Source organism: uncultured Psychromonas sp., from assembly GCF_947489755.1.
Taxonomy (GTDB): domain Bacteria; phylum Pseudomonadota; class Gammaproteobacteria; order Enterobacterales; family Psychromonadaceae; genus Psychromonas.
In genome coordinates this window covers 1-25,649 of record NZ_CANLFB010000026.1, presented here as the reverse complement: position 1 = coordinate 25,649, position 25,649 = coordinate 1, and the positions used below count along the sequence as shown (strand labels likewise).

The window sequence follows — 25,649 nt, the reverse complement described above, 5'->3', positions numbered from 1 at the left end:
AGTGACTCAATTCCGGCTACCCTATTTATCTGAAATGTCATTTTGCTAAAAAACGCTAATCACCTAGTCATCTTAATTATTGATAACTAACTATTGATAAATGATTATTAATAATTAAGCAAGAGTGGGTAACAGCAGGCATGATAATCATAAAATGACATGAATTAAAATCCAATAAAGCAATGATGTCGATGCTACCACTGTAATAATTTACAGTGTACTATATGCACAATACAACATGATGATTATAAAAAGACTTTCAGACATCAAATACGACAATTCAAATGTATTAATGAGTGAGAAATAATGAACAATATTGAAATACGCGGTGCAAAAACACATAACTTAAAAAATATTAGCTTAACTATCCCACGTGATAAATTAGTGGTGATCACAGGCCTCTCTGGTTCAGGAAAATCTTCATTAGCATTTGATACTTTATATGCAGAAGGCCAACGTCGTTATGTTGAATCATTATCAGCTTATGCTCGTCAATTTTTATCATTGATGGAAAAACCCGATGTAGAACATATAGAAGGTTTATCCCCCGCTATTTCTATTGAGCAAAAATCGACATCTCATAACCCGCGTTCAACCGTGGGCACTATTACTGAAATTTACGATTACTTACGTCTTCTTTTTGCTCGTATTGGTGATCCTCGCTGTCCAACACACGGCGTAACATTACATGCACAAACCGTCAGCCAAATGGTAGATGCGATCTTAGAGAGCCCTGAAGGTAGCAAAATGATGTTACTTGCGCCGATTGTAAAAGGCCGTAAAGGTGAGCATGTTAAAACATTCGAAAGCCTGGCAGCACAAGGTTTTTTACGTGCACGAATTGATGGAGATATTTGCGACTTAAGCGATCCACCAAAGTTAGAGCTTCATAAAAAACACAATATTGAAGTCGTTGTCGATCGTTTTAAGGTACGAGATGATTTAAAGCAACGCCTTGCTGAATCCGTAGAAACCACATTAGATCTCAGTAATGGTTCTGCTATTTTAGCGTATATGGATGATAGCCAACCAGAGCAATTATTTTCAGCAAACTTCTCTTGTCCGCACTGTGGTTACAGTATTTCAGAATTAGAGCCACGTATATTTTCTTTCAATAGTCCTGCCGGTGCTTGTGAAACCTGTGATGGCTTAGGCGTTGAACAATATTTCGATGAAGCACGTGTTGTCACCGATAGTTCACTCAGTTTAGCCGATGGCGCTATTGAAGGTTGGAGCAGTAAATCGAATTATTATTACCAAATATTAAGAGCCGTCGCTGCACATTACGACTTTTCACTCACTAAGCCATTTAAATCGTTAACTAAAAAACACCAACAGTATGTGCTAAATGGTACAGGTTCAGAAAAAATATCTTTTACTTACAGTAATGACAGAGGCGATCAGGTTTCACGTTTACATGCTTTTGAAGGGGTTATTCCTAATCGCGCACGCCGTTATAAAGAAACAGAATCACCTGCGATGCGTGAATATTTAAGTAAATACATGAATCGTCAGTCTTGTTCTAGCTGTGGAGGCTCACGTTTAAAAGAATCGTCTCGCAATGTTTTCATTAATGACGTCAATCTTGCTTATGTTTCTGAATTGTCTATTGCTGATGCTGAACAATTTTTCAAAGACATTAAATTAGTCGGGCAAAAAGCTCAAATAGCTGAAAAAATACTAAAAGAAATTTTAGAGCGACTTAGCTTCTTAGTTAACGTGGGTTTGAATTACCTAAGCTTAGAGCGTAGTGCTGAAACATTGTCGGGCGGTGAAGCACAACGTATTCGTCTAGCAAGCCAAATCGGTGCTGGCTTGATGGGTGTTATGTATGTTTTAGATGAACCTTCTATCGGTTTACATCAACGTGATAATGAACGCTTATTAAAAACATTAACCCATCTACGCGATCTAGGTAATACCGTTATCGTGGTAGAGCACGATGAAGATGCAATACGCCAAGCCGATCATATTATTGATATTGGCCCGGGTGCAGGTATTCACGGTGGTGAAATCATTGCAGAAGGTAACTACCAAAAAATCTTAAAATCTAAAAACTCACTGACCGCAGACTATTTAAGTGGGCGTAAAGAGATAGCAATACCAGCACAACGTACACCACTCACCAATAAATGGGTGAAACTTAAAGCGGCCAGTGCGAACAACTTAAAATCGGTAAATTTAGACTTACCATTGGGTGTATTAACCTGTGTGACTGGTGTATCTGGTTCAGGTAAATCAACCCTAATTAACGATACCTTATTTCCACTAGCACAGACTAAGCTTAACAAAGCCACCACAGTAGAAGCATCCGCACATAAAAGCATAAGTGGTTTATCACAACTTGATAAAGTCGTTGATATTAACCAAAGCCCGATAGGTAGAACACCTCGCTCTAATCCAGCCACTTACACGGGTATTTTCACCCCGATTCGAGAGTTATTTGCAGCAACACCAGAGTCTCGTTCACGTGGTTATAAGCCAGGTCGTTTCAGCTTTAATGTTAAAGGTGGACGTTGTGAAGCCTGCCAAGGTGATGGGATGATCAAAGTAGAAATGCACTTTTTGCCTGATGTCTACGTGCCATGTGATGTGTGTAAAGGCCAACGCTATAACCGTGAAACCTTATCGGTCAAATACAAAGGGAAGAATATTCACGAAACATTAGATATGACTGTAGAAGATGCCTTTAAATTCTTCGAACCAGTCCCTGTTATCGCTAGAAAATTACAAACCTTAATGGATGTAGGTCTTTCTTATATTCGTTTAGGTCAAGCGGCAACCACACTGTCAGGTGGTGAAGCACAACGCGTGAAACTTGCAAAAGAGCTGTCTAAAAGAGATACGGGTAAAACACTGTATATTTTAGATGAACCGACGACAGGGCTTCACTTCCACGATATTGCTCAGCTATTAAAAGTTATTCATACGTTACGTGATAAAGGTAATACATTAGTGATCATTGAACATAACTTAGATGTGATTAAAACAGCTGACTGGATCATTGATCTAGGTCCCGAAGGTGGTAATGGTGGTGGTGAGATCATCGCAGCTGGCACACCAGAAGAGGTAATAAAAGTAAAAGGTAGTTATACTGGGCAATTCTTAAAAACGATTTTAGATAAGAACAGTAAAAAAAACAGTAAATCGTAAGAAATACTCACATAAAAAACCAACAATAAAATGTTAAAAAGCATGAGAGATAAATGGACTTACAACAAAAGCTAACACGTGCCTTCTTTATTAGTTTTGCACTTTTAATGGGCTTAGGCGCGCCCTACTTCCAGCACAACCAAGGAGGTAGGGGTTTACAGTTAGCTTTTAATAATGTTGTTTGGATATTATTCTCTCTACTTATCGGTTTAGGGTTATGGAAAGAGGTTAGTGAATAAAATGAACCTCTCATTAATTCGTTTATTTTTTTGCCTTAGTGCTTTATTAATAAGTAGCCTATCTCAGATCGCAAATGCTGATATTTATATGTATATAGATAAAAGTGGTAATAAGTTCTTTTCGGAGCGCAAAGAAAGTAAAGACTATAAACTCTTATTACGTAGCGATACTAATCGAGCACCTGTTAGTTTTAAAAACTGGAAAGCTAAAAGCTATACCAACATAGCCGTACCGCGCGATAAAACATTACAAAAAAAATACCATCCTATTATTCTTAAAGCAGCGAAAAAGAACCAGTTAGATCCCGCTTTTTTACATGCAGTGATCACTGCAGAATCTGCTTATCAGCGTAATGCAATCTCATCAGCAGGTGCACAAGGGTTAATGCAATTAATGCCTGAAACGGCTAAACGTTTTGGTGTGAATGATGCTTTTGATCCGACTCAAAATATCTATGCAGGTGCACAGTATTTAAGAATATTATTAAAAGAATTTAAAACAAGATCGTTAGCCGCAGCCGCTTACAATGCAGGAGAAGGAGCAGTCAGGCGTTATAAACGAAAAATACCGCCTTACCCTGAGACTCAAAAGTATGTGTCTAAAGTGCTGACATTTTACCAATATTATCAGCATAATTTATTATAATAGGTGTTAGCCCTATCGAATAGATAGGGCTTATAAGGAGAATAGAGAAGTACTTAACGTATCGAATTTTTAATTAATATTTTTCATAAAATTAAACTTTTACAATATTAAAAACTAATCGGCTTACGTGGTTTTTTCGCTTTAGTTGCTGGCGCGGTATTGCTTACATCAGGCTGAGTCGATACTTCATATTCTGTCTTCAGTTGTGTTTCGTCTACAACTTCATAACCTTCCGTTTCACCTGCAATAGCTATTTGTAAGTATTGTTCGTTGAAGTAGATTAAATCACCTGCGTAGATTTTTTTACGTTTTTGCGTTTCTACTTCGCCGTTTAATGAAACATATCCTTCTGCGATGGCTTGTTTTGCTTCGCCGCCGCCTGATACTAGATTGGCGATTTTTAGTATTTTATATAACGCAGTGGGCTCTTCGCGGATCTCGATTAAAGTCGCGTAGATCTCTTGTTCATCGGACATGTTTTATTCTCATTTATAATGACTAATTCAATCTTGAATTCTATTTAACTGGCTTAATCGTTTTATTTACCCGTTAAGCTGTGATCCCAATCTTTCCAAACTACTTCATAACCTTGTGCTTTTACAAGATTGGCCATGGTAGCAGGCGAGCGTTCATCGCTTATTTCAAACTGTTCAAGCGCGACATCGGCTTGTTCTGCATAGCCACCTGGTTGGGTACTTGAACCAGCGCTGAGTGAGGTAATGCCTAACGGTAACACATTGTTTCTGAAGTGTTCAGATTCACGTGTCGACAACGATAACTCAACCTCAGGATTAAACAATCGATAAGCACAAATTAATTGTACTAGTTGTTTATCATCCATCACTGATTTAATTTCCATACCACCTTCACAAGGTCGTAAACGCGGAAAGGAGATAGTATAACGTGTTTGCCAATATTTTTTCTCAAGATAATTTAAATGTGCAGCCACATAAAAGCAATCTGTTCGCCATTCTTCTAAGCCAATTAAACTGCCTAAGCCCATTTTATGAATACCCGCTTCACCTAGTCGGTCATGGGTATTTAATCGATAAATAAAATCTGACTTCTTACCTTTTAAATGGTGCTCTGCGTAGGTCACTGGATTATAAGTTTCTTGATAGACTAATACTGCGTTGACCCCATATTCAATCAATTCACTGTATTCATCTTGATCAAGTGGCTGTACTTCGATGGTGATATTCGCAAAGTGTTTTTTGATAACAGGTAAAGCTTGTTTAAAATAGTCCATACCCACTTTACGTTCAGATTCCCCCGTCACAATTAAGATATGATCGAATCCCATTTTTTTAATGGCTAGGCATTCATTTTCAATTTCTTGCATATCTAAGGTTTTACGACGTAATGCGTTGTGCATTGAGAAACCACAATAAGTACAAATATTACTGCACATGTTCGATAAATACAGTGGAATATAAAATTGCTGCGTTTTACCAAAACGTTGTAACGTTAATTGTTGTGATTTTTGTGCCATCTGCTCTAAATAAGGTTCGGCAGCTGGACTGATTAACGCTTTAAAATCTTCTAAGTCTAATCGAGGTTTTGATAAAGCACGTTGTACATCTGCATCTGTTTTTGCATAGATAGATAGGCGAATATCATCCCATTGATATTCTTTTATTTTATCGCTGAAATTCACAGGCTGCCTCCAAAAATACAGTTAATGGACTGGATGCGATGGCTTGTGAGCTTTGTCCGCCTAAACCAGCCAAATAACCTTGTCGACCAGCTTGTACGGCTTTTGCAAATGCTTCACTCATAGCAACGGGGTTACCGGCAACAGCAATCGCAGTATTGACTAATACAGCGTCAGCGCCCATTTCCATTGCGAATGCTGCGTGAGATGGACTACCCAACCCAGCATCAACAATCACAGGAATATTGGCTTGTTCAATGATAATTTCTAAAAAATCAGCTGTTTTAATACCTTTGTTCGAGCCAATGGGTGCACCTAATGGCATCACCGCTGCACAACCGGCAGCCTCTAAATGTTTACACAACACAGGGTCAGCATGAACGTAAGGCAAAACCACAAAACCTTTACTCGCTAACATTTCGGCCGCTTTTAATGTTTCAATTGGGTCTGGTAGTAAATACTTAGGATCGGGATGAATTTCTAATTTAATCCAATTCGTTTGCAATGCTTCACGTGCTAATTCTGCGGCAAACACTGCTTCTTTGGCATTACGAGCACCTGACGTATTGGGTAATAGATTCATGCCATTTTTAATGAGTGGTGCAAGAATATCATCATCACGATGTTGCATATCAACACGCTTCAACGCCATGGTTACTAATTCTGATTGTGATGCTTTTAAAGCTGCCACCATGGTTTTTTGGTCGTTAAATTTACCTGTCCCTGTAAACAAACGAGAAGAAAATGCTTTATCACCAATAACCAATTGATCGTTTTTGTTCATTTCGTCAAATAACATGATTTATCCACCCGCAATCGCTTGAAATAGAGAGATATTGTCACCCTCATTAAGAATTGTGTCCGCCCAATGAGAACGACTGATAATTTCTTGATTGACCGCAATAGCGCTTCCCATTAACGGCTTATCTAAATATGTTAATAATTGCTCGATATTACTATTATCTGCGAGCTCTACTATTTGTTCATTAACGTGTATTTTCATTGTGTACCGCCCAATTAACCTTTTTTATCAGTGCAATTTAATGAGTGTGTCCGATTAATGTTGTCCACATACTGTGCATTTTGGATCTTTGTTAATCGCAAAAGTTTGCCAATCTAGCGATTTTCCATCGAATAACTTTAATTTATTTTTAATACCCGACGGTAAACCTACAAAGTATTTAATCGCTTCCAATGCTTGTAATGTACCGATAGTACCGACTACTGGACCTATAATGCCTGAGTTACTGCAATTTAATGTTTGCTCTTCTGAGTCTGGAAATAAGCAGTGATAACAAGATGAGTCTGCATGGCTGTGGTCAAAAAACATTAACTGCCCTTCTAAACGGATTGCTGCACCGACAATTAACGGTACTTTTGCATTAACACAGGCTTTATTAATCATCTGGCGAGCGGCCATATTATCTGTGCAATCTAACACCAGATCTGCCATGGTTAATTCCATGGTTAATTGCTCTTCTGGCATGGCTTTATTAATACTACGCACTTTAATATCTGGATTAATTTGTTGTAATTTACGTTTAGTCACTTCTACTTTTGACTCACCGATATCATCACTTTGATAAGTTATTTGGCGTTGTAAATTACTCACTTCAATGTTGTCAAAGTCACTTAACACTAAATGACCGATACCAGCAGCGGCCAAATATAAAGAAGCTGGCGAGCCTAATCCGCCCATACCAATGATCAATACGTTGGCTTTTTTTAAAGCTTCTTGTCCAGTTTTCCCCACATCTTCTAATAAAAGATGGCGGCTATAACGCAATAATTCATCATCACTTAACATGCTCTATTACCTTTATTTCATTATGTCGTTAAAACGATTAATCACTTGTTGTGGATCGTCCGCCAAGGTGATCGCAGTCACCACGGCAATACTACCAACACCACATTGCCATACTGCAGGAGCGCGTTCTAAGTTGATTCCACCAATGGCTACCGTCGCGATATCTGACGCTAAATTGGCATATTTAGCTAAACGCGTTAACCCTTGTGGATCCGATGGCATGTCTTTCGTTTGTGTTGGGAATATATGTCCTAAGGCGATATAACTTGGTTTAAGTTGCTTAGCGCGTAGCATCTCGTAATAACCGTGAGTACTTAACCCTAAACGTAAACCTGCATCAGCAATTAAAGGCAAATCAGCCACATCCATATCTTCTTGACCAAGATGTACACCATAAGCGTTATGTTTAATCGCTAACTGCCAATAATCATTAATAAACAAGCGTGCATCATATTGTTTACCTAATGCTATTGCGTCGATAATTTGCTGTTCAACTTGATCTGGTTGTTTGTCTTTAATACGCAGTTGTAATGTTTTGACACCCATTTTTAAAACTCGCTCGACCCATTCAACAGAATCGACAACAGGATATAAACCAAGCTTGTTAGTATCACAAGATTCAAAGCCAGGCCCAGCTTCTAAATGACCCGGTAAATCTAATTCATAACCAATAGATGATTCAGGTAAAACGACTTCAGGAAAATCCGCACGCTCTGTTGGCCAACCACAATGAGCGACAGATCCTTCACCAGCACCGAGTGCTTTAGACGCTTTTAAACCTTGGTTTAAATAAGCTTTAGCAATCACTAATGCATCTTCAATAAAATAATCAAGCGCCATTGCTCCCGCTATTGCACTGGCTAACGTACAGCCTGTTCCATGCGTATGAACATTGTTTAAACGAGGACTGGTTAATGCGATTTCTCTTTTACCATCACTCCAATAATCTAATGCGACTTCCTCCACCAGCTCAAAGTGACCGCCTTTTATTAACACGCTGCCACAGCCCATATCGATCAACTTATCGACGGCTGGTTTAAAAGATTCACCTGAAATAAGCGCATGGCCGGAGAGTGTTAATACTTCGTTTGCATTGGGTGTTAATAAATCGATTTGCGGTAATAATGCAGTTTTGATGACCTCTAGAATACCTTCTTCTGCCATGTCATCACCCGTGGAAGCAACTGCGACAGGATCGTAAATAACAAAGGGTTTATTTATCCAAGTTTGTTTATATAAAGCGAGTTGTTGCGCAAGGATTTTTACATGTTCAACGCTCGCAACAAGACCAATTTTAATGACTTTAGCTGGCATATCTTCCGCTAGGCTAGCTAACTGTTGTGTGAACATTTTTTCAGAAACACTTTCAACTAATTGAACTGCTTTTGAGTTTTGTGCCGTGACCGCGGTGATCACTGAACAACCATCTGCCCCTAAGTCGTGAAAAGTACAAAGATCGGCTTGAATACCAGCGCCTGCGCTAGAATCTGAGCCTGCGATTGTCCACACTATATTATTCATATTTTACCTTTAACTTATCTTAGTTATTTGTGGTTAGTCGCCAGTGGTTGACTGACAACTAACCATTTATATTTATTGAATATTGTACGGAAATTAGCACCAAGAGGTTTACTTTAATTCACTTAGAAAGTGCTCAATGAATAAGAAAAATGATCACTTTAAATAATGAGTTAAGGTAAATCTCGCTACGATTAAGCTTTATCGAGCACTGGCGGTTGATATATTTCAGCACCACTATCAGTAAACTCTTTGGCTTTAATGGCCATGCCTTGTTCCGCTGTCATACCTGCAGCCATCACAATAGTTTCATCTAATATCTTGATAGATATCTCACCAGAATCCAATTTAGCAGTAAAGTCACGTACATCTTGAGTTATTTTCATGGAACAAAATTTAGGACCACACATAGAACAGAAATGCGCTACTTTACCCGACTCTTGGGGTAACGTTTCATCATGGTATTCACGTGAGGTAACCGGATCTAAGCCAAGATTAAACTGATCTTCCCAACGGAATTCAAAACGAGACTTAGATAAAGCGTTGTCACGAATTTGTGCGCCAGGATGACCTTTTGCTAAATCAGCAGCATGTGCAGCAATTTTATAAGTAATCAACCCCACTTTTACATCATCTTTATTCGGCAGCCCTAAATGCTCTTTAGGTGTCACATAACACAACATGGCACAGCCATACCAACCGATTTGTGCAGCACCAATACCAGAGGTGATATGGTCGTAACCCGGTGCAATATCAGTGGTTAATGGACCTAATGTATAGAAAGGCGCTTCAAAACATTCTGTTAATTGCTTATCCATGTTTTCTTTGATCATCTGCATTGGTATATGACCGGGGCCTTCGATGATCACTTGCACATCATATTCCCATGCAACTTTAGTCAGTTCTCCTAATACCTCTAACTCAGAGAACTGTGCTTCATCATTTGCATCAGCCACTGACCCCGGACGCAATCCATCACCTAGTGATAATGACACATCATATTGCTGACAAATTTCACAAATCTCACGGAAGTATTCGTAAGCAAAATTTTCTTTATGGTAAGTCAAACACCACTTCGCCATGATAGAGCCACCGCGAGAAACAATACCCGTGACACGTTTTGCCGTCATAGGAACAAAACGTAACAATACGCCTGCATGAATAGTGAAATAATCCACCCCCTGCTCAGCTTGCTCGATTAACGTATCGCGAAATACTTCCCAACTTAAATCCTCTACGACACCATTTACTTTTTCTAAGGCTTGATAAATTGGTACGGTACCGATTGGTACTGGTGCGTTACGTAAAATCCATTCACGTGTTTCATGAATGTTACGACCCGTTGATAAATCCATTACTGTATCTCCGCCCCATAGCGTTGACCATACTAATTTTTCCACTTCTTCTTCAATTGAAGAACTGACAGAAGAGTTACCGATATTAGAATTCACTTTCACTAAAAAGTTACGGCCAATGATCATCGGTTCTAATTCTGGGTGGTTAATATTTGATGGGATAATCGCACGGCCTCTCGCCACTTCTGAGCGCACAAATTCAGGCGTAATCGATTCCTGTAAATTTGCTCCGTAGCTTTGTCCTAGATGCTGTGAGTGTAATGCTTCACATTTAATACGCTCACGACCTTGGTTCTCTCGAATGGCAATATATTCCATTTCAGGCGTGATAATACCCTGACGAGCGTAATGCATTTGTGTCACGCACTTACCTTTTTGTGCTCGTAAAGGCTTAGGTAAATTTGAGAAGCGTAATTCATCTAATGAATCATCCGCTAAACGCGTTTGTGCAAACTCTGACGTTACTCCCTCGAGTGTTTCAACGTCATCACGCGCTTCTATCCAACTTTGGCGTAATTTTGGTAATCCGGCATGAACATCTATTCTAGTATTCGGATCAGTATAAGGACCTGATGTATCGTAAACGGGAATGGGCTCATTTTTTTCATAGACTGGATTTTCTTCACTGCCACCAACAAAGGTATCAGTTTGGTGGATCTGACGCATTGCGACTTTAATTGGGTGAATGTCACCGTCGATAAATATTTTTTCAGAGTTAGGGTAAGACTCATTATTCAAATTTTGAATATAGTCCTGTGCAGCTTGACGTGATTCGCGACGAGATAAACCTTTACGGTCAGTTGTTTTTAATGTTGAATTTATTTCTTTAGACATAGCATTCTTTACCTGGTTTATTATAAAAAACTTATAAAAAATAAGAAGAGTGCTTGTCGAATAGGTGTGGAAGTTAGAAATACTAAGATCTTAGTATTTTCTACTTGTTCCCTTCGTAGGTATTAACCCAATCAGGTTCCACGGATCCCACATAATTACTTTTTAAAATTAAGTAATTATTTTGTGTGGTCTCAGCCTTTGGGGAATTCCCATTAGCACTCCGACAAGAAGCAGGCAGTATAGAAGAAAAAGAAATCAAGTTAAACAGGAGAAGAGAATTAAGTAAAAAAGTTCTTAACCCTTAAATGATGATTATCATTTAAGGATTGGACAAGGAAATAGTTAAGTGATTTAAACCAATAACCTAAACCACTTATTATTTGAAATTAAATAAAAATTATTAATATTCAGATGCAAAAATCATCCAGATAAGAAATAAAGAGATCCGAGTCATAAAGTTGATGAGCACCGGATATATTGTTTAATGATGACTACAGCATCGACCACCAGCATTTTTATGTGATGCTTTTTTTAATACCCCTTGCTCAGGTGCATTTAAAGATCGACGATGTAATTTAGCACTTTCTAATAATGTTTCAATATCATCCCTTGTATTACCTTGCTCTATTTTTAAACCTGCATTCAGTAGTTTTGCTAAGGTTTTTTCACCTACTTTTCTAACAATCACAACGTCGCAGTGCATTTCTTGTAAGAGTTGAATAATTAATAACTTTGCAGAACAACCAGTGATGTCTAAAGCTGGATTATCATGCACTGCTATGATCTGATTTTTTTCATTATAAAAGGCGAAGCTCTCAGATTTTGAAAACTGGTGAGACAATTTATTATTGATCATTGCGATAGCGTAAATCATGGTATTTGTCCTTAATTATCAACAGTAACTAATTCATCGGGTAACACTAGTGCATGACCATTAATCAATGCATTACTTATTTTAAAACGTGATTTTTTCAAGATATTGGCAAAAGTTTGACGAGAAACTTGCATTTTTTTAGCAGCGTCCTGTTGAGAAAGGCCTTCAAGATCAACTAAACGAATGGCTTCAAATTCGTCCATTTCAATATTTATTTTGATAAGTTCAGAAGCCGGAATCCCATTTGGTTTAAATAAACTGCACTTAGCAAAACTATCAGTACAAATATGGCGTTTTATTTTCGGTCTCATTTACACTCTCAACGATTTTATTTTAGGTTCTCAATTAGGCTTACGCATGCTATCTTACTTAAGTAATTAGCATATGCCAATTACTTAAGTAAGATACACCTTAGAGGCCAATAATGTCGTCTACTCACCAAGCAGAAAAAGAGCAATTAATAAAACAACTACACTTACTTTCGCAAGATAAATCAACGCCTTCTTTAACATTAATCTGCAAACATCCAAGTCATCAACATTGCGTATTATGTGGAAGTCACCCTGTTTTAGGCTTAAAGCTAAATTTTTATAGCGATCACATTCAGCAAGTATTCGCATACTTTAAAAGTTCAATCCACCAGCAAGGCTACGAAGGGATCTTACATGGAGGATTTTTATCAGCTTTGTTGGACAGCAGTATGTGTCAGGCACTTTTTAATCAAGAGATCGAAGGTGTCACAGGTGATATGAATATTCGTTTCTTACATGAAGTAAACGTAAACAGTGAAATATTAATGGTAGGTAGAGTTATCTCTTCTCGACACCCTCTGCATAAAGTAGAAGCAGAGCTATATGTAAATGGAATCTTAATGGCAAAAAGTAATGCTCGCTTTATGACTAAAGGCTTTGGTAGGAAAGAATAACTAGCCGAATTAAACACCTATACATTAAGAAATATACAGTGACAAAAAGCCCTGATCATTTTCATGATCGGAGCTTAAGAAAAAGTGTGACGAGTTAAGAATTACTTTTTAGCTGCAGCTTTTTCAGCTTTAACTTTCTCGACTATTACTTCATAAACGCATCAGAAACTGAACAGGACAAGGCATGTGGCTTTTGAACTCCATAGAGAACTGACTACCAAAGGAGTCGCAGAGCTCCTCCGCTCATAACATTAGACTGTCGCCTAATTCGCCCTGCAGCATTGCAGCATTGCACGTAGTGAACTGAAGTTAATGCTCAAACACTTTTATTATTTAGAATTAGACATAAAAAAACCCTGATAACATTCATTATCAGGGTTTATCAACTTAAAAATATTTCTTTATCCTAATTTAGGAAAAAGATTATTTTTTAGCTGCCGCTTTTTCAGCTTTAACTTTCTCGAGTATTACTTCATAAAGCGCATCAGATACTGATGAAGGGTAAGGCATGGTGTTTTGAATGCCATAGAGAACTGACCACCAAAGGAGTCGCAGAGTTCCTTCGCTCATAACATTAGGCTGTCGCCTAATTCGCCCTGCAGCATTATACTTAGTGAACTGAAGTTAATGCTCAAACATTTTTATTATTTAGAATTAGACATAAAAAAACCCTGATAACATTCATTATCAGGGTTTATCAACTTAAAAATATTTCTTTATCCTAATTTAGGAAAAAGATTATTTTTTAGCTGCAGCTTTTTCAGCTTTAACTTTCTCGATCACAGCATCAGATACTGATGAAGGACAAGGCATGTAGTTTTTGAACTCCATAGAGAACTGACCACGGCCTGAAGTCATTGTACGTAGTGAACCGATGTAACCAAACATTTCTGAAAGAGGTACGTCAGCTTTAATACGAACACCAGAAGCACCAGGCTCTTGACCAGCGATCATACCACGACGACGACTAAGGTCACCGATAACATCACCAACATGGTCGTCTGGAGTGAACACGTCTACAGCCATCATAGGCTCAAGAAGTTGTGCGCCTGCTTTAGGGATAGACTGACGGAATGCACCACGAGCTGCTAATTCAAATGCTACTGCAGATGAATCCACGGCATGGAAACCACCATCAAAAAGTTCAACTTCAACATCAAGTACAGGGAAACCAGCAAGTACACCAGTATCCATCATGCTTTTAAAGCCTTTCTCGATAGCTGGGAAGAATTCTTTAGGTACGTTACCACCAACAACAATTGATTTAAACGCAAAACCAGAACCAGGTTCGCCAGGCTTGATACGGTAATCAATTTTACCGAATTGACCAGAACCACCAGATTGTTTCTTATGTGTGTAAGAATCTTCGATTGCTTGTGTGATTGTTTCACGGTAAGCAACTTGAGGTTCACCAACAATTAAATCAACACCGTATGTACGTTTAAGGATATCAACTTTGATATCTAAGTGAAGCTCACCCATACCAGACAGGATTGTTTCACCAGAGTCGATATCAGTTTCAACTTTAAATGTAGGATCTTCTGCAACCATTTTACCGATAGCAATACCCATTTTCTCAGTAGAACCTTTATCTTTTGGTGTAACAGAGATAGAGATTACTGGGTTAGGGAAAACCATTGCTTCTAGAATGATTGGATCTTTTGGATCACATAATGTGTGACCAGTTTGAACGTTACCTTTCATACCAACGATAGCGATGATATCGCCCGCTTGTGCTGAAGTAAGTTCGTTACGATCATCAGCTTGCATTTCACACATACGACCAACACGCTCAGTTTTACCTGTAGCAGCGTTCATGATGGTATCGCCTTTCTTCAACGTACCAGAGTAGATACGTACGAAAGTTAATGAACCAAAACGGTCATCTGTGATTTTAAATGCTAGTGCTTTAAAGCTTTCTTCAGCAGAAACAAGTGCGAATTTACCGTTTGGCTCGCCTTCTTCATCTGTAAGAGGTTGTGGATCAACTTCTGTAGGTGAAGGTAGGTAATCAACAACAGCGTCAAGAATGTTTTGAACACCTTTGTTTTTAAATGCAGAACCACAGTAAGTAGGGAAGAATTCCATTGTACGAGTACCTTTACGGATACAACGTTTAATGTCTTCTAAAGATGGCTCTTCGCCTTCAAGGTAAGCTTCAAGTAGCTCATCATCTTGACCTAGTGCTTCTTCAAGCAACATTTCACGGTATTCTTCTACTTTATCAACCATGTCCGCAGGCACATCAGTGATTTCGAAGTTTTCAGGAAGACCTGAGTCATCCCAAACATATGCTTTACGAGTTAATAGATCTACAACACCAGAGAAGTCGTCTTCTATACCGATTGGTAGAACCATAACTAGTGGGTTAGCACCTAATACGTCTTGCGTTTGCTTAACTACACGGTAAAAATCAGCACCCATACGGTCTAATTTGTTTACGAAGATAATACGTGCAACTTTTGAGTCATTCGCGTAACGCCAGTTAGTTTCTGATTGTGGTTCAACACCACCAGAACCACAGAATACACCGATGCCGCCATCCAATACTTTAAGTGAACGGTAAACTTCAACTGTGAAGTCAACGTGTCCAGGAGTATCGATAACGTTAAAACGATGATCATCCCAGAAACAAGTTACAGCAGCAGACTGGATAGTAATACCGCGCTCAGCTTCCTGTTCCATGAAGTCAGTTGTAGATTCGCCATCATGTACTTCACCAGTTTTGTGGATCTGTCCAGTAAGTTTCAAGATACGCTCTGTAGTAGTAGTTTTACCCGCATCAACGTGCGCGAAAATACCAATGTTTCTGTATTTACTTAAATCTGTCATTTTTTATACTCTGTATGTAAAAAATTGGAGGCTATATTCCCGCGGCATTATACAATCTTTGTAGTTAAACAGAACACAGTATTTAGAAAAAAGCGGAAATATGTTGTTTTTTTCGACTTTATTTTGTCATGTTTTATGAAAATAGCAAAAAAAAACAGAATAACTGGCTATAACACCAGTTGTTTGTCGAATAATCAAACAATATTAAGTGATCAAAGCAATTGCAAATAAGACTGAAAAGACAAAGGTACTGATCGCGGTATTTTTAAGTTGCTCATTAAAAACATCCCCACTATGCTCGTCTTTATTAATCGCTTCGGTAAGCTCAATACAGCTTTTAATTAATGGACTCGCAATTAATAAAAACAAGTATTGCCAAAATTGACTACCAGGCAAGTTATAAATGTATATCGCACTGCATAACATAGCCGTGAAGATAAGTAATAAATGATAAATAAATGCTTTTTTACGCCCTAATAAAACGACGAGAGTAATTTTATTAGCGACTTTATCACTGTAAAAATCACGCATATTATTAACATTTAAAACAGCCGCACTTAACAAGCCCACACTAAACGCGGGTAAAAGAATAGAAGCCGACAATGAAAGAGCTTGTAAATAAAAGCTCCCTAAAACGCCTAATAATCCAAAAAACATAAAGACAGCAATATCTCCCATTGCTCTATATCCATAAGGTAACTTACCCATGGTGTAGGTGATCGCAGCGGTAATAGCAGCAACACCTAACCCCAGAAAAATTAACCAATGATGAAGGTCATCAGCAAAAGAGAGATTAAGTAGTGATAAACCTGAGATTAAGCATGCAACCGTCACAATAATAATTGCTTTTTTCATCGCGCCTGCAGTGATAAGCCCAGTTTGCATTGCTCTTTCTGGGCCAACTCTTTGATCATCCGCTCCCGTTAACGCATCCCCATAATCGTTCGCTAAGTTAGATAATATTTGTAATAACAACGCTGTTAACAAGGACAACAAAAATATCCCAAGGTTAAATACTTGATGTTGTTGTGCTAACCCACCAGCCACAATAATAGATGCTGCTGCTAAAGGTAAAGTACGTAATCGACACGCTTGGATCCAGACTTGAAGTCGCTTCACTAAAAAATCCTATAAAATGAGGGTTATAATTTTGGTTAACTATACTATTTTTTAACGACACTTTTTATTATCAGTACTATTTGTTATCGGTACTATTTTATTAAGAGTGCTATGAATGAGGTTAATATCGCGTTACATTATCAAACATAAATGGATAAATATACCGCTGACTTATGAATCAAGACACGTACCAATTTCAACTAATCCAACAAGAATTAATACAGAAATTACAATCATTTAGTATTGCTAATGGTCAATATCCTGACAAAAACTTAAATGTAATTATTGATGCTATTGCTTTACTGCCTTTATTAAAAGGACAAAACATAGCCATTGAGCAAAACCCTAACTTATTACCGCGTATTTACTGGCAAAATAAAGAACAAAATAAAACACTCGCCAGCTTCGGGGCCATTGAGAAACTAGATCATATACCTAAAGCAACTAACGATGAACTCTATATAGGCGGATTAGCATTCCAACAACAAGGCGAACAATGGCCAGACTTTCCTGCCACTCTGTTTATTCGCCCCTTAATTGTATTTCAAGTACTACAGCAAGCACCACAAAAAGAATACAAAGTGATATTTCAGTTTAATGGCCGGAACGCTGTCCAGGACTCAATTAACACCCTTAAATCACTTAATATCCCACAACCTTTGATCTCATTTTCACCACAGTTATTCAAACGCCAAGATACCCCGACTAAAGAACAATGGGCTGATTTAGTCGAGCTAGCAATAGAATACAAGGCCTTATTACCCAAAGTAGTGTTATCACGACAAACTGAAATATGCTTCGAAACGCCTATTGATTCATGGGATATGATGGCGCTATGGCAACAAGCAAACCCCAATAGTTTTCACTATCTGTTACAATTTTCTAATCAGCGCAGTTTCATTAGCTGTTCACCCGAACGTTTGTTTTTACGTCAACACCAACAAATTACTACGGAAGCTTTAGCAGGAACAATTAATAGAGGGCGTAATCAGCGCGAAGACGAACTGCTATTACAAAGTTTATTAAATGATAAAAAAATAGATCGAGAAAATCACATCGTTCAAGAATTTATTATTGCTAATTTAAAACAATTAAAAGCCCAAGTCACTTGTTTACCCACTCATGTCATGCAATTACAAAATGTGCAGCATTTATGTGTCCCGATCAAAGCACAGTTAACAAAAGACACGCAAGATAGTCACTTATTACATAAATTACACCCAACACCTGCTGTAGGTGGTATTCCTAAATTACCTGCATTGCAATTTATTAATGATAACGAACCTTATAATAGAGGTTGGTATGCTGGTGCGGTTGGTTGTATAAGTGAACATGAAAGCGATTTTAGTGTCGCAATACGAAGCGCTTTAATCAGTAAAAATTGTATTAAATTATTCGCAGGCGCAGGTATCGTCACAGGCTCTATTGCAGAACAAGAGTGGCAAGAACTCGATAATAAAATACAAACTATTTTAACAATACTAGGTACACATTAGAGGACTCTCGATGGCGCAGGTAGAGAAAGAAAATACCTTCACTCATAAGTATCATAATATTAATTTATTATGGGCTAGTTTATTTATTGAAGAATTAGTACGCCATGGTATTAACGACTTTTGTATTGCGCCAGGTTCACGCTCAACCCCTTTAACCTTAGCAGCGGCTAAACATCCTAATGCTAAAACACATGTACATTTTGACGAGCGCGGTTTAGGTTTTTTTGCCTTAGGGTTAAGCCAAGCATCAGCCAAACCTGTTGTCGTTATCGTCACATCGGGCACCGCCGTTGCCAATTTATACCCAGCAGTGATCGAAGCTAAACAAAGCCATGTTCCACTGATTATCATTTCTGCCGACAGGCCACCTGAGCTGATCGACTGCACTGCTAATCAAGCAATTGATCAACATAAAATCTTTGCTGATTACCCGGTGTTTTTTTGCCAAATACCAAGCCCAACAACGTCTATTAAAAGCAACTTTCTATTAACAACGATTGACCAAGGTTTATTTCAACAACAAATGAAATTAGGCCCAATTCATTTTAATATCGCGTTTACGGAACCTTTCTATCCTCACAATGAAACAATAGATTTCAAAGCTTATTTAAGCAGCTTAAAGGGATGGGACACTCATCAATCTCCCTTTACCATCTATCATCATGCGAATAGCGCTGCGCAGAACCGATCACTTTCAAGCAATGTATTTCCAGAAAACCAAAAAATAGATTTGAATGCACAAAAAATATTGGTTGTTGTCGGTCGTATTAAAGATAAGAAACAAGCATTGGCAATTGAACAGTTTTGTATTCGATTTAACTTAATATTATTTTCAGATATTCAATCGCAACTACAAGGCTCATCTCATAATATAAATGGCTATGATTTATTATTAGAGAATGAAAACTTTAAGCAACTAGTGCAACAAACCGATCTTATTTTGCAATTTTCCGATCACTTAATCAGTAAGCGTTTAAATCAACTAATCAGTTCATCTACCGCCACTATTTGGGAAATCTCAGAGCATACACAACGCCTTGATCCTAGCCATTGTGTAGGACAACGTTTTGTTGCCTATCCAAGTTGTTTTGTTCAACAAGTGACGAATAATAAAAGCATAGATAGCAATTGGTTTAACAAAGTAACTCGTTATAAAAGCGCATTAGCAACCATCACTAATGAATATGTAACAGGCGAGCAAATGAGTGAAATTAACTGTGCAACTTATATGCTCAATCAAAGTACTAACAACATAGTATTAGCAAACAGTATGGCCATTCGTTTAGCCGATATGTTCGCACAAACAAAAGCGCATATTTATAGTAATCGAGGAGCAAGCGGTATTGATGGATTAGTTGCAACTGCTATCGGTATTGCTAAAAATAAGAAGACCTCTACGAGTCTAGTGATTGGCGATACTTCTTTTTTATATGATTTAAATTCTTTAACTTTACTAACACAATTACAACAACCTTTTGTGATTGTGCTATTGAACAATGATGGTGGCGGTATTTTTAATTTATTACCCGTCCCTGAATCTGAGAAACAGGTATTTTATCAATTACCACACGGTTTAACCTTCAAAAATACCTGTGCTCAATTTTCAATTAACTATCAACAACCAACAACGTTCTCTGAATTTAAAACCCATTATCAAGATGCACTTATTACTAAAGATAATAAAACAACGTTAATTGAAGTGTGTGTCAGCAATCAATTAACCGCAACTCAGTTACAAGCTATCAAGGAGCAGTTACAACATGCCATTATATAGTGAACAACAAGGTTCAAATCAACACCCTACTTTAGTTTTCTTACATGGATTTTTAGGTAACCGGAAGGATTGGCAAAGTACTATTGAAGAACTTAAAAATGATTTTCATTGTGTCACCATTGATTTACCTGGTCACGGTCGTTCAGTGAGTAGTGCGGTGGCATTAGAAGATGGTTTTGGTAGTTGCCATAGGCTCATTCGGTTTGCCTTAGATGCACTTGATATTAAGTCTTTTACTTTAATTGGTTACTCATTAGGTGGCCGCATTGCATTAGATTATGCGCGTACTCAGAACGATCCTCGATTGAAGCACTTAATGTTAGAGTCTTGTCATGTAGGATTAGATAACGACCAAGATAAAAAAAAGCGTTATCAATTTGATCATAATTGGGCAGAACGATTCTCTACACAGTCAATCGAAGAAAGTTTATATCAATGGTATGAGCAACCTATTTTTGATGATTTAAGCGATCAGCAAAAAGACGACACCATTGAAAAAAGAAATCATAATTATGGTGTTTTTTTAGCTAATATGTTGCTTTCAACCAGCCTTGCCAATCAACAATGCTCACTGCCCTTTTTAAATAAAACAACCTTACCTATTTCTTATTTTTATGGACAAAAAGATACCAAATTTACAGGTATAGCAGCACTCATTCCACAAACAAAAAATATAAAAATTCAATGTTTTAATGGTCTAGGTCATAACACGCATCAACAAGACCCAATAAACTACGCGAACAACATTAAACATATTCTTTTAGATGATTAATAATTTTACCTAATTTAATGATGGGATCCGCGATGAACGAATCAGACTTATATGCAAAGATACAATGGCAAGCTAGCCCTTTAGCATTTGAAGATATTTATTATCATAAAGCAGAGGGTATCGCCAAAATAACTATCAATCGCCCACAAGTTCGTAATGCGTTTCGACCACATACGGTTAATGAAATGATGCAAGCTTTGAATGATGCGCGTTACGACCAAGATATAGGTGTCATTATTCTGACTGGAGAAGGCGATTTAGCATTCTGTTCAGGTGGCGATCAAAGTGTTCGTGGTGATTCAGGTTATAAAGATGAACAAGGTGGTCATCATTTAAATGTGTTAGATTTTCAACGCCAAATTCGTACTTGTCCTAAACCAGTTATTGCAATGGTGGCAGGTTACGCAGTAGGTGGAGGACATGTTTTGCATATGATGTGCGATTTAACCATTGCCGCTGATAATGCTCAGTTCGGTCAAACAGGCCCTAAAGTAGGATCTTTTGATGGGGGTTGGGGGGCTAGTTATATGGCACGTATTGTGGGTCAAAAGAAAGCACGTGAGATCTGGTTTCTTTGCCGCATGTATGATGCTCAAGAAGCGGTCGACATGGGGTTAGTGAATACCGTTGTCCCATTAAATGAACTTGAGCAAGAAACCGTGAAATGGTGCCGTGAAATATTACAAAATAGTCCAATGGCATTACGCTGCCTAAAAGCGGCACTCAATGCAGACTGTGATGGTCAAGCAGGATTACAAGAGCTAGCCGGTAATGCAACCATGCTTTTCTATATGAGCGAAGAAGGGCAAGAAGGACGAAATGCCTTTAATGAAAAGCGTAAACCAGACTTTAGTAAATACTCCAGAAATCCATAATTGATGTCTTAATAAATATTTAACACTCTTCATCTATATTCAACCAGTAAATCCGCACATTCATTGTGCGGACAGTACTTGTTCTGTTTTTAAATACATATAATTAAAAACATTATAATAGCTAACCCCTATCAAGTTAATTGATAAAACAATTCCATAAAGCATTAATTTAAAGCATCATAGGCCGTTATGGTCATTAACAAAACCATAACAACATTTTAATTAATATATAGGAAAATCCCATGGTATTAGTAGGCAAACAAGCTCCAGACTTTACAGCAGCAGCAGTATTAGGTAATGGTGAAATTGTAGATAGTTTCAACCTAAAAGAATTTTCAAATGGTAAAGAAACAGTCATCTTCTTTTACCCATTAGATTTCACTTTCGTATGCCCTTCTGAACTAATTGCTTTTGACAAGCGCTTTGGAGATTTTCAGGCTCGTGGTGTTGAAGTTATTGGTGTATCAATCGATTCACAATTTTCTCATAATGCATGGCGTAACACTGCTATCAATGATGGCGGTATCGGCGCAGTTCAATACCCACTAGTTGCTGATGTTAAGCACGAAATATGTAAAGCATACGATGTTGAATTAGAAGAAGCAGGCGTTGCATTACGTGGTTCTTTCTTAATCGACAAAAACGGTGTTGTTCGTCATCAAGTAGTTAATGACCTACCTTTAGGTCGTAACATCGATGAAATGTTACGTATGGTTGACGCATTACAATTCCATGAAGAGCACGGTGAAGTTTGTCCTGCACAATGGGCAAAAGACAAAGCTGGTATGGAAGCTTCTCCAGAAGGCGTAGCAAAATACTTATCTGGTCACTCAGACGACCTATAATCAACATTGTGTTTGATTATTAATAAAATGGCCTCTTTGAGGCCATTTTTGATCGTGCAACTTACTATCTAATAGATTTTATGACAGTAATCGTCACTAGATTATTTTAACGATGAATAATAAGCAGCAAGGTTAGCTATATCATCATCACTTAATAAAGTCGCTTGCCCTGTCATCACGGCAGCCATACCACCTTGACGTTGATTCGCTTTATACGCTTTCAATGCAGAAACAAGATAAGCTTCTTTTTGACCTTTAAGATTAGGATAAATCGGTATAGCAGAGATACCTTCTGCACCATGACATGCAGCACAAACAGCAGATTTAGCTTTGCCTGCATCAATATCAGCAGCATGAGCAAAAAAAGGAAGACCTACAAATAATAACCCAAGTAACTTTTTGTTCATTTTAATCCCTCATAAAAACAATCACTTTATACTTTGCTAATCTAATCACTTACAAATTAATTGATATGATATAAATCATTAATGCATCAATATTAATACAATTAAATTTTTTTAAAATAAACGTTAATTCATTTTATACCATTAAGTTTCGCTCAATAATAAAAAAGGATCTCATTATAATAGGGTATTAAGTTATTACTTATTGTTTTTTTAATCAATCCCCTGACAACCCCTTACTTAACGAGTAAATTCATGTATTGTTAAATAAAAGACTAAATGAGCCTCTATGAAAATACCTTATCAACAACTTGATCAAACAACATTAAATAATTTAATTGAACAATATATTTTACGGGAAGGTACAGATTACGGTGAAGTTGAATTTTCATTGCAAGAAAAGACTGCACAAATTACCCAGCAAATAAAAAATGAAGATATTTATATCATGTATTCAGAGCTAAATGAGAGCGTTACTTTAATTAGTAAACAAGAGTTCCAACAAACACAAATAAAATGATTTTATCGAGTTTTTAGCTAAAATCAGTGTGCTCTAGTACAGAATTAAAAATCATAGTTATAATTAAACCTTATTTATGACAAAGATCTAATTTATTGCACAACTAATACTCATAAATATTACAGAGTTTGAAAAAAAAACGATACAATTCATACATAACTATTTTTTAGTGCAACAAATTAAAAGAAATAGCGCTTAGCTATTCACTACAGACAAAGGGAAGTTTATGATCATTACCAAACCTCAAACCGATCCAACGTTAGAATGGTTTTTATCACACTGTCATACACATAAATACCCAGCAAAAAGCATGCTAATCCACGCAGGTGAAAAAGCTGATACTTTATACTTTATTGTTAAAGGATCTGTTGCTGTTGTGATTAAAGATGAAGATGGAAAAGAAATGATTCTATCTTATCTTAACCAAGGTGATTTCATCGGTGAATTAGGCTTATTTGATAAAGAAGAAAACCCAATTCGTAGCGCATCTGTAAAAGCAAAATCAGCATGTGAAGTTGCAGAAATATCTTACAAAAAATTTACTCAGCTAATTACTGTAAATCCAGAGATATTAATGCGTCTTTCACGCCAAATGGCAAATAGACTGCAAGTGACAAGTCAAAAAGTAGGTAACTTAGCGTTTCTAGACGTAACAGGCCGCATTGCTAATACTTTACTAGATTTAGCTAAACAACCTGATGCAATGACTCATCCAGACGGAATGCAAATCAAAATTACTCGTCAAGAAATTGGTCAAATCGTAGGTTGTTCACGTGAGACTGTTGGACGTATTTTGAAAATGTTAGAAGAGCAAGGTCTTATCTCTGCTCATGGTAAAACAATCGTTGTATTTGGTACGCGTTAGTCGTCTCTAAATATAATAATAAAAAAGCCGCTTAATTGCGGTTTTTTTATATCTAAACACTTCCCTTAGTTCCTCATGTTATAAATCACTAAAGCACACGAATAGGATTAAGCGTCTTTTTATAGGAGATATTAATAACATCAATGAAAACCTCTATTGAGCTTACAAATATCCTCCTCGGTGTATATAACGATAAAACATGGTGAGCGAAGTAAACTAATAGAGAGTCGATACAATCAAACGACAGCAATTAAGTAAAAGCTTCGCATTAAGGATTCAGTGAGAGTTAACCACTGTTTAGTCTTATCAGGTGATAAGCTTTGGTACACTTTTTAGTATTTCAATGTATTAATAAGTAGTGATAGTAATTAAGCAGAGCTTACGATTAGGAGCGCTAGACAAATTAACCAGTAAGTTAATATGATCAGCAAATAAGCTCTGTGCACATCCTTTTTCAAACTGACAGTATGCTTAAAAGTATTAACTATGGCCAACGAAGTAAATGGAGTTCAATACCTACTTAATACCTTTCAATGATGAACGCTAATAAGTAGTGACGACAATGATGCTTTAGCTTTAGCTTAATATTACTGGTTGCCGTATTAGGCGCCGCCTAATAGTCTGAGCGGAGGGGTTCTACAATTCCTTGTTAGCCGACTTTTTGAGGTTGGTCTTTTGACGTATTCAAAATCATATTATTTCGCTTTGCTCAGTGTTGCTAATCGTTGTATGCGATGGCTCGCATACTGGCAGGCTAAAGCCTGCGCCCCAAGGTCAAAAAACGCTCTTCTAATAAAATGAAATGATAAAACGAAAAATCTCTGCTTTCATAGTCAATAGGGATTATTAGTGTATTTAAAGTGTAGCAAGCTTGGCAATGGAAATACGTCGTAGAGCTCTACGACTCGTCAACCTTGCCTGTCCGTCAACTCGTCAGACTATCAACGTAACTCATCAGTCATTATTGAACACGCTAAATGAAAAACTGCTGACGTCAGTCAACAGAGATGTTCGTATTAAGTGTTTAGCAATGGAAAGCCGTCATAGCCCTCTACCACTCGTACCTAATACCATTCCGCCTAATTAGCTGATCAGATTCATCCAATCCCTAGTGCACATTTTTATTACTCTTTGACTATCAC

General features: G+C 37.5%; 25 protein-coding genes and 1 riboswitch. Of the genes, 12 read left to right on the top strand and 13 right to left on the bottom strand.

Going from position 1 to position 25,649, the window contains the following annotated elements; genetic code table 11:
- The first annotated feature begins 306 nt into the window (after positions 1–306).
- From uvrA to Q0794_RS13850, 3 genes are read left to right on the top strand one after another with little or no spacing between them, the layout of a single operon-like run.
- Positions 307–3,153, top strand: a complete 2,847-nt coding sequence (gene uvrA / locus Q0794_RS13860) for an excinuclease ABC subunit UvrA (RefSeq protein WP_298942887.1) — start codon at positions 307–309, stop codon at positions 3,151–3,153.
- 53 nt (positions 3,154–3,206) lie between these two features.
- The gene (locus Q0794_RS13855) at positions 3,207–3,392 is read left to right on the top strand and encodes a hypothetical protein (protein ID WP_298942885.1); all 186 of its coding nucleotides are present in this window, start codon (positions 3,207–3,209) and stop codon (positions 3,390–3,392) included.
- A gap of 1 nt (position 3,393) precedes the next feature.
- Positions 3,394–4,038 carry a lytic transglycosylase domain-containing protein gene (locus Q0794_RS13850; RefSeq protein WP_298942884.1) on the top strand — a complete coding sequence of 215 codons (645 nt, stop codon included), beginning with the start codon at positions 3,394–3,396 and terminating at the stop codon, positions 4,036–4,038.
- Between the two features lie 107 nt (positions 4,039–4,145).
- Here the strand turns inward: Q0794_RS13850 and Q0794_RS13845 are convergent, their stop codons facing one another.
- The 9 genes from Q0794_RS13845 to Q0794_RS13805 all read right to left on the bottom strand — a co-directional run bounded on the left by Q0794_RS13845 (position 4,146) and on the right by Q0794_RS13805 (position 12,391).
- Positions 4,146–4,514, bottom strand: a complete 369-nt coding sequence (locus tag Q0794_RS13845) for an RNA-binding S4 domain-containing protein (protein WP_298942882.1) — start codon at positions 4,512–4,514, stop codon at positions 4,146–4,148.
- A gap of 62 nt (positions 4,515–4,576) precedes the next feature.
- A complete protein-coding gene (gene thiH, locus Q0794_RS13840) occupies positions 4,577–5,695 on the bottom strand; it encodes a 2-iminoacetate synthase ThiH (protein WP_298942880.1) in 1,119 nt (372 codons plus the stop codon).
- Entirely contained in the window at positions 5,679–6,491 is an 813-nt protein-coding gene (locus tag Q0794_RS13835; protein ID WP_298942878.1) for a thiazole synthase, read from the bottom strand. Before Q0794_RS13835 ends, thiH begins: the two co-directional genes overlap by 17 nt.
- Before the next feature lie 3 nt (positions 6,492–6,494).
- Positions 6,495–6,695: a sulfur carrier protein ThiS gene (thiS, locus tag Q0794_RS13830; protein ID WP_298942876.1), complete on the bottom strand. Its 201-nt coding sequence runs from the start codon at positions 6,693–6,695 to the stop codon at positions 6,495–6,497.
- A gap of 54 nt (positions 6,696–6,749) precedes the next feature.
- Positions 6,750–7,499, bottom strand: coding sequence for a HesA/MoeB/ThiF family protein (locus Q0794_RS13825; RefSeq protein ID WP_298942874.1), 750 nt, complete (start codon positions 7,497–7,499; stop codon positions 6,750–6,752).
- 12 nt (positions 7,500–7,511) lie between these two features.
- Positions 7,512–9,020 carry a thiamine phosphate synthase gene (gene thiE / locus Q0794_RS13820; protein ID WP_298942872.1) on the bottom strand — a complete coding sequence of 503 codons (1,509 nt, stop codon included), beginning with the start codon at positions 9,018–9,020 and terminating at the stop codon, positions 7,512–7,514.
- Positions 9,021–9,211: 191 nt separating this feature from the next.
- Entirely contained in the window at positions 9,212–11,206 is a 1,995-nt protein-coding gene (gene thiC, locus Q0794_RS13815; protein ID WP_298942870.1) for a phosphomethylpyrimidine synthase ThiC, read from the bottom strand.
- 91 nt (positions 11,207–11,297) lie between these two features.
- Positions 11,298–11,439, bottom strand: a riboswitch (TPP riboswitch).
- Positions 11,440–11,687: 248 nt separating this feature from the next.
- Positions 11,688–12,080, bottom strand: coding sequence for a NifB/NifX family molybdenum-iron cluster-binding protein (locus Q0794_RS13810; protein ID WP_298942868.1), 393 nt, complete (start codon positions 12,078–12,080; stop codon positions 11,688–11,690).
- Between the two features lie 11 nt (positions 12,081–12,091).
- The gene (locus Q0794_RS13805; protein WP_298942866.1) at positions 12,092–12,391 is read right to left on the bottom strand and encodes a DUF134 domain-containing protein; all 300 of its coding nucleotides are present in this window, start codon (positions 12,389–12,391) and stop codon (positions 12,092–12,094) included.
- Positions 12,392–12,504: 113 nt separating this feature from the next.
- Between Q0794_RS13805 and Q0794_RS13800 the strand changes: the two genes are divergently transcribed.
- Complete coding sequence (locus Q0794_RS13800) at positions 12,505–13,005, top strand: PaaI family thioesterase (protein WP_298942864.1); 501 nt, start codon at positions 12,505–12,507, stop codon at positions 13,003–13,005.
- Positions 13,006–13,428: 423 nt separating this feature from the next.
- Here the strand turns inward: Q0794_RS13800 and Q0794_RS13795 are convergent, their stop codons facing one another.
- The 3 genes from Q0794_RS13795 to menA all read right to left on the bottom strand — a co-directional run bounded on the left by Q0794_RS13795 (position 13,429) and on the right by menA (position 16,956).
- Positions 13,429–13,575, bottom strand: a complete 147-nt coding sequence (locus Q0794_RS13795; RefSeq protein ID WP_298942863.1) for a hypothetical protein — start codon at positions 13,573–13,575, stop codon at positions 13,429–13,431.
- Between the two features lie 168 nt (positions 13,576–13,743).
- Positions 13,744–15,837, bottom strand: a complete 2,094-nt coding sequence (gene fusA / locus Q0794_RS13790) for an elongation factor G (protein WP_298942861.1) — start codon at positions 15,835–15,837, stop codon at positions 13,744–13,746.
- Between the two features lie 204 nt (positions 15,838–16,041).
- Positions 16,042–16,956 (bottom strand): 1,4-dihydroxy-2-naphthoate octaprenyltransferase, encoded by a 915-nt coding sequence (gene menA, locus Q0794_RS13785; RefSeq protein WP_298942860.1) that lies wholly within the window; start codon positions 16,954–16,956, stop codon positions 16,042–16,044.
- 173 nt (positions 16,957–17,129) lie between these two features.
- Between menA and Q0794_RS13780 the strand changes: the two genes are divergently transcribed.
- The 5 genes from Q0794_RS13780 (at position 17,130) to Q0794_RS13760 (ending at position 22,718) form a co-directional block, all read left to right on the top strand.
- Positions 17,130–18,452: an isochorismate synthase gene (locus Q0794_RS13780; protein WP_298942858.1), complete on the top strand. Its 1,323-nt coding sequence runs from the start codon at positions 17,130–17,132 to the stop codon at positions 18,450–18,452.
- Between the two features lie 10 nt (positions 18,453–18,462).
- Complete coding sequence (gene menD / locus Q0794_RS13775) at positions 18,463–20,226, top strand: 2-succinyl-5-enolpyruvyl-6-hydroxy-3-cyclohexene-1-carboxylic-acid synthase (RefSeq protein ID WP_298942857.1); 1,764 nt, start codon at positions 18,463–18,465, stop codon at positions 20,224–20,226.
- Entirely contained in the window at positions 20,213–20,998 is a 786-nt protein-coding gene (menH, locus tag Q0794_RS13770) for a 2-succinyl-6-hydroxy-2,4-cyclohexadiene-1-carboxylate synthase (RefSeq protein ID WP_298942855.1), read from the top strand. The genes menD and menH overlap by 14 nt, the downstream gene beginning before the upstream one ends.
- 32 nt (positions 20,999–21,030) lie before the next feature.
- Positions 21,031–21,873 (top strand): 1,4-dihydroxy-2-naphthoyl-CoA synthase, encoded by an 843-nt coding sequence (menB, locus tag Q0794_RS13765; protein WP_298942853.1) that lies wholly within the window; start codon positions 21,031–21,033, stop codon positions 21,871–21,873.
- Positions 21,874–22,115: 242 nt separating this feature from the next.
- Positions 22,116–22,718, top strand: coding sequence for a peroxiredoxin C (locus tag Q0794_RS13760; protein ID WP_298942851.1), 603 nt, complete (start codon positions 22,116–22,118; stop codon positions 22,716–22,718).
- 101 nt (positions 22,719–22,819) lie between these two features.
- Here Q0794_RS13760 and Q0794_RS13755 read toward each other — a convergent pair whose 3' ends face one another.
- Positions 22,820–23,125, bottom strand: coding sequence for a cytochrome c (locus Q0794_RS13755; RefSeq protein WP_298942849.1), 306 nt, complete (start codon positions 23,123–23,125; stop codon positions 22,820–22,822).
- A gap of 286 nt (positions 23,126–23,411) precedes the next feature.
- Between Q0794_RS13755 and Q0794_RS13750 the strand changes: the two genes are divergently transcribed.
- The 3 genes from Q0794_RS13750 to Q0794_RS13740 all read left to right on the top strand — a co-directional run bounded on the left by Q0794_RS13750 (position 23,412) and on the right by Q0794_RS13740 (position 25,594).
- Entirely contained in the window at positions 23,412–23,642 is a 231-nt protein-coding gene (locus Q0794_RS13750; RefSeq protein ID WP_298942848.1) for a YheU family protein, read from the top strand.
- A gap of 226 nt (positions 23,643–23,868) precedes the next feature.
- Positions 23,869–24,507, top strand: a complete 639-nt coding sequence (gene crp, locus Q0794_RS13745) for a cAMP-activated global transcriptional regulator CRP (RefSeq protein ID WP_025565472.1) — start codon at positions 23,869–23,871, stop codon at positions 24,505–24,507.
- Positions 24,508–25,384: 877 nt separating this feature from the next.
- The gene (locus Q0794_RS13740; RefSeq protein WP_298942842.1) at positions 25,385–25,594 is read left to right on the top strand and encodes a hypothetical protein; all 210 of its coding nucleotides are present in this window, start codon (positions 25,385–25,387) and stop codon (positions 25,592–25,594) included.
- Positions 25,595–25,649: the final 55 nt, after the last annotated feature.

Coding starts and splice junctions, on each gene's coding strand:
- uvrA (WP_298942887.1), top strand. CDS start 307: ATGAACAATATTGAAATACGCGGTGCAAAAACACATAACTTAAAAAAT.
- Q0794_RS13855 (WP_298942885.1), top strand. CDS start 3,207: ATGGACTTACAACAAAAGCTAACACGTGCCTTCTTTATTAGTTTTGCA.
- Q0794_RS13850 (WP_298942884.1), top strand. CDS start 3,394: ATGAACCTCTCATTAATTCGTTTATTTTTTTGCCTTAGTGCTTTATTA.
- Q0794_RS13845 (WP_298942882.1), bottom strand. CDS start 4,514: ATGTCCGATGAACAAGAGATCTACGCGACTTTAATCGAGATCCGCGAA.
- Q0794_RS13835 (WP_298942878.1), bottom strand. CDS start 6,491: ATGTTATTTGACGAAATGAACAAAAACGATCAATTGGTTATTGGTGAT.
- thiS (WP_298942876.1), bottom strand. CDS start 6,695: ATGAAAATACACGTTAATGAACAAATAGTAGAGCTCGCAGATAATAGT.
- Q0794_RS13825 (WP_298942874.1), bottom strand. CDS start 7,499: ATGTTAAGTGATGATGAATTATTGCGTTATAGCCGCCATCTTTTATTA.
- thiE (WP_298942872.1), bottom strand. CDS start 9,020: ATGAATAATATAGTGTGGACAATCGCAGGCTCAGATTCTAGCGCAGGC.
- thiC (WP_298942870.1), bottom strand. CDS start 11,206: ATGTCTAAAGAAATAAATTCAACATTAAAAACAACTGACCGTAAAGGT.
- Q0794_RS13810 (WP_298942868.1), bottom strand. CDS start 12,080: ATGATTTACGCTATCGCAATGATCAATAATAAATTGTCTCACCAGTTT.
- Q0794_RS13805 (WP_298942866.1), bottom strand. CDS start 12,391: ATGAGACCGAAAATAAAACGCCATATTTGTACTGATAGTTTTGCTAAG.
- Q0794_RS13800 (WP_298942864.1), top strand. CDS start 12,505: ATGTCGTCTACTCACCAAGCAGAAAAAGAGCAATTAATAAAACAACTA.
- Q0794_RS13795 (WP_298942863.1), bottom strand. CDS start 13,575: ATGAGCGAAGGAACTCTGCGACTCCTTTGGTGGTCAGTTCTCTATGGC.
- fusA (WP_298942861.1), bottom strand. CDS start 15,837: ATGACAGATTTAAGTAAATACAGAAACATTGGTATTTTCGCGCACGTT.
- Q0794_RS13780 (WP_298942858.1), top strand. CDS start 17,130: ATGAATCAAGACACGTACCAATTTCAACTAATCCAACAAGAATTAATA.
- menD (WP_298942857.1), top strand. CDS start 18,463: ATGGCGCAGGTAGAGAAAGAAAATACCTTCACTCATAAGTATCATAAT.
- menH (WP_298942855.1), top strand. CDS start 20,213: ATGCCATTATATAGTGAACAACAAGGTTCAAATCAACACCCTACTTTA.
- menB (WP_298942853.1), top strand. CDS start 21,031: ATGAACGAATCAGACTTATATGCAAAGATACAATGGCAAGCTAGCCCT.
- Q0794_RS13760 (WP_298942851.1), top strand. CDS start 22,116: ATGGTATTAGTAGGCAAACAAGCTCCAGACTTTACAGCAGCAGCAGTA.
- Q0794_RS13755 (WP_298942849.1), bottom strand. CDS start 23,125: ATGAACAAAAAGTTACTTGGGTTATTATTTGTAGGTCTTCCTTTTTTT.
- Q0794_RS13750 (WP_298942848.1), top strand. CDS start 23,412: ATGAAAATACCTTATCAACAACTTGATCAAACAACATTAAATAATTTA.
- crp (WP_025565472.1), top strand. CDS start 23,869: ATGATCATTACCAAACCTCAAACCGATCCAACGTTAGAATGGTTTTTA.
- Q0794_RS13740 (WP_298942842.1), top strand. CDS start 25,385: ATGGAAATACGTCGTAGAGCTCTACGACTCGTCAACCTTGCCTGTCCG.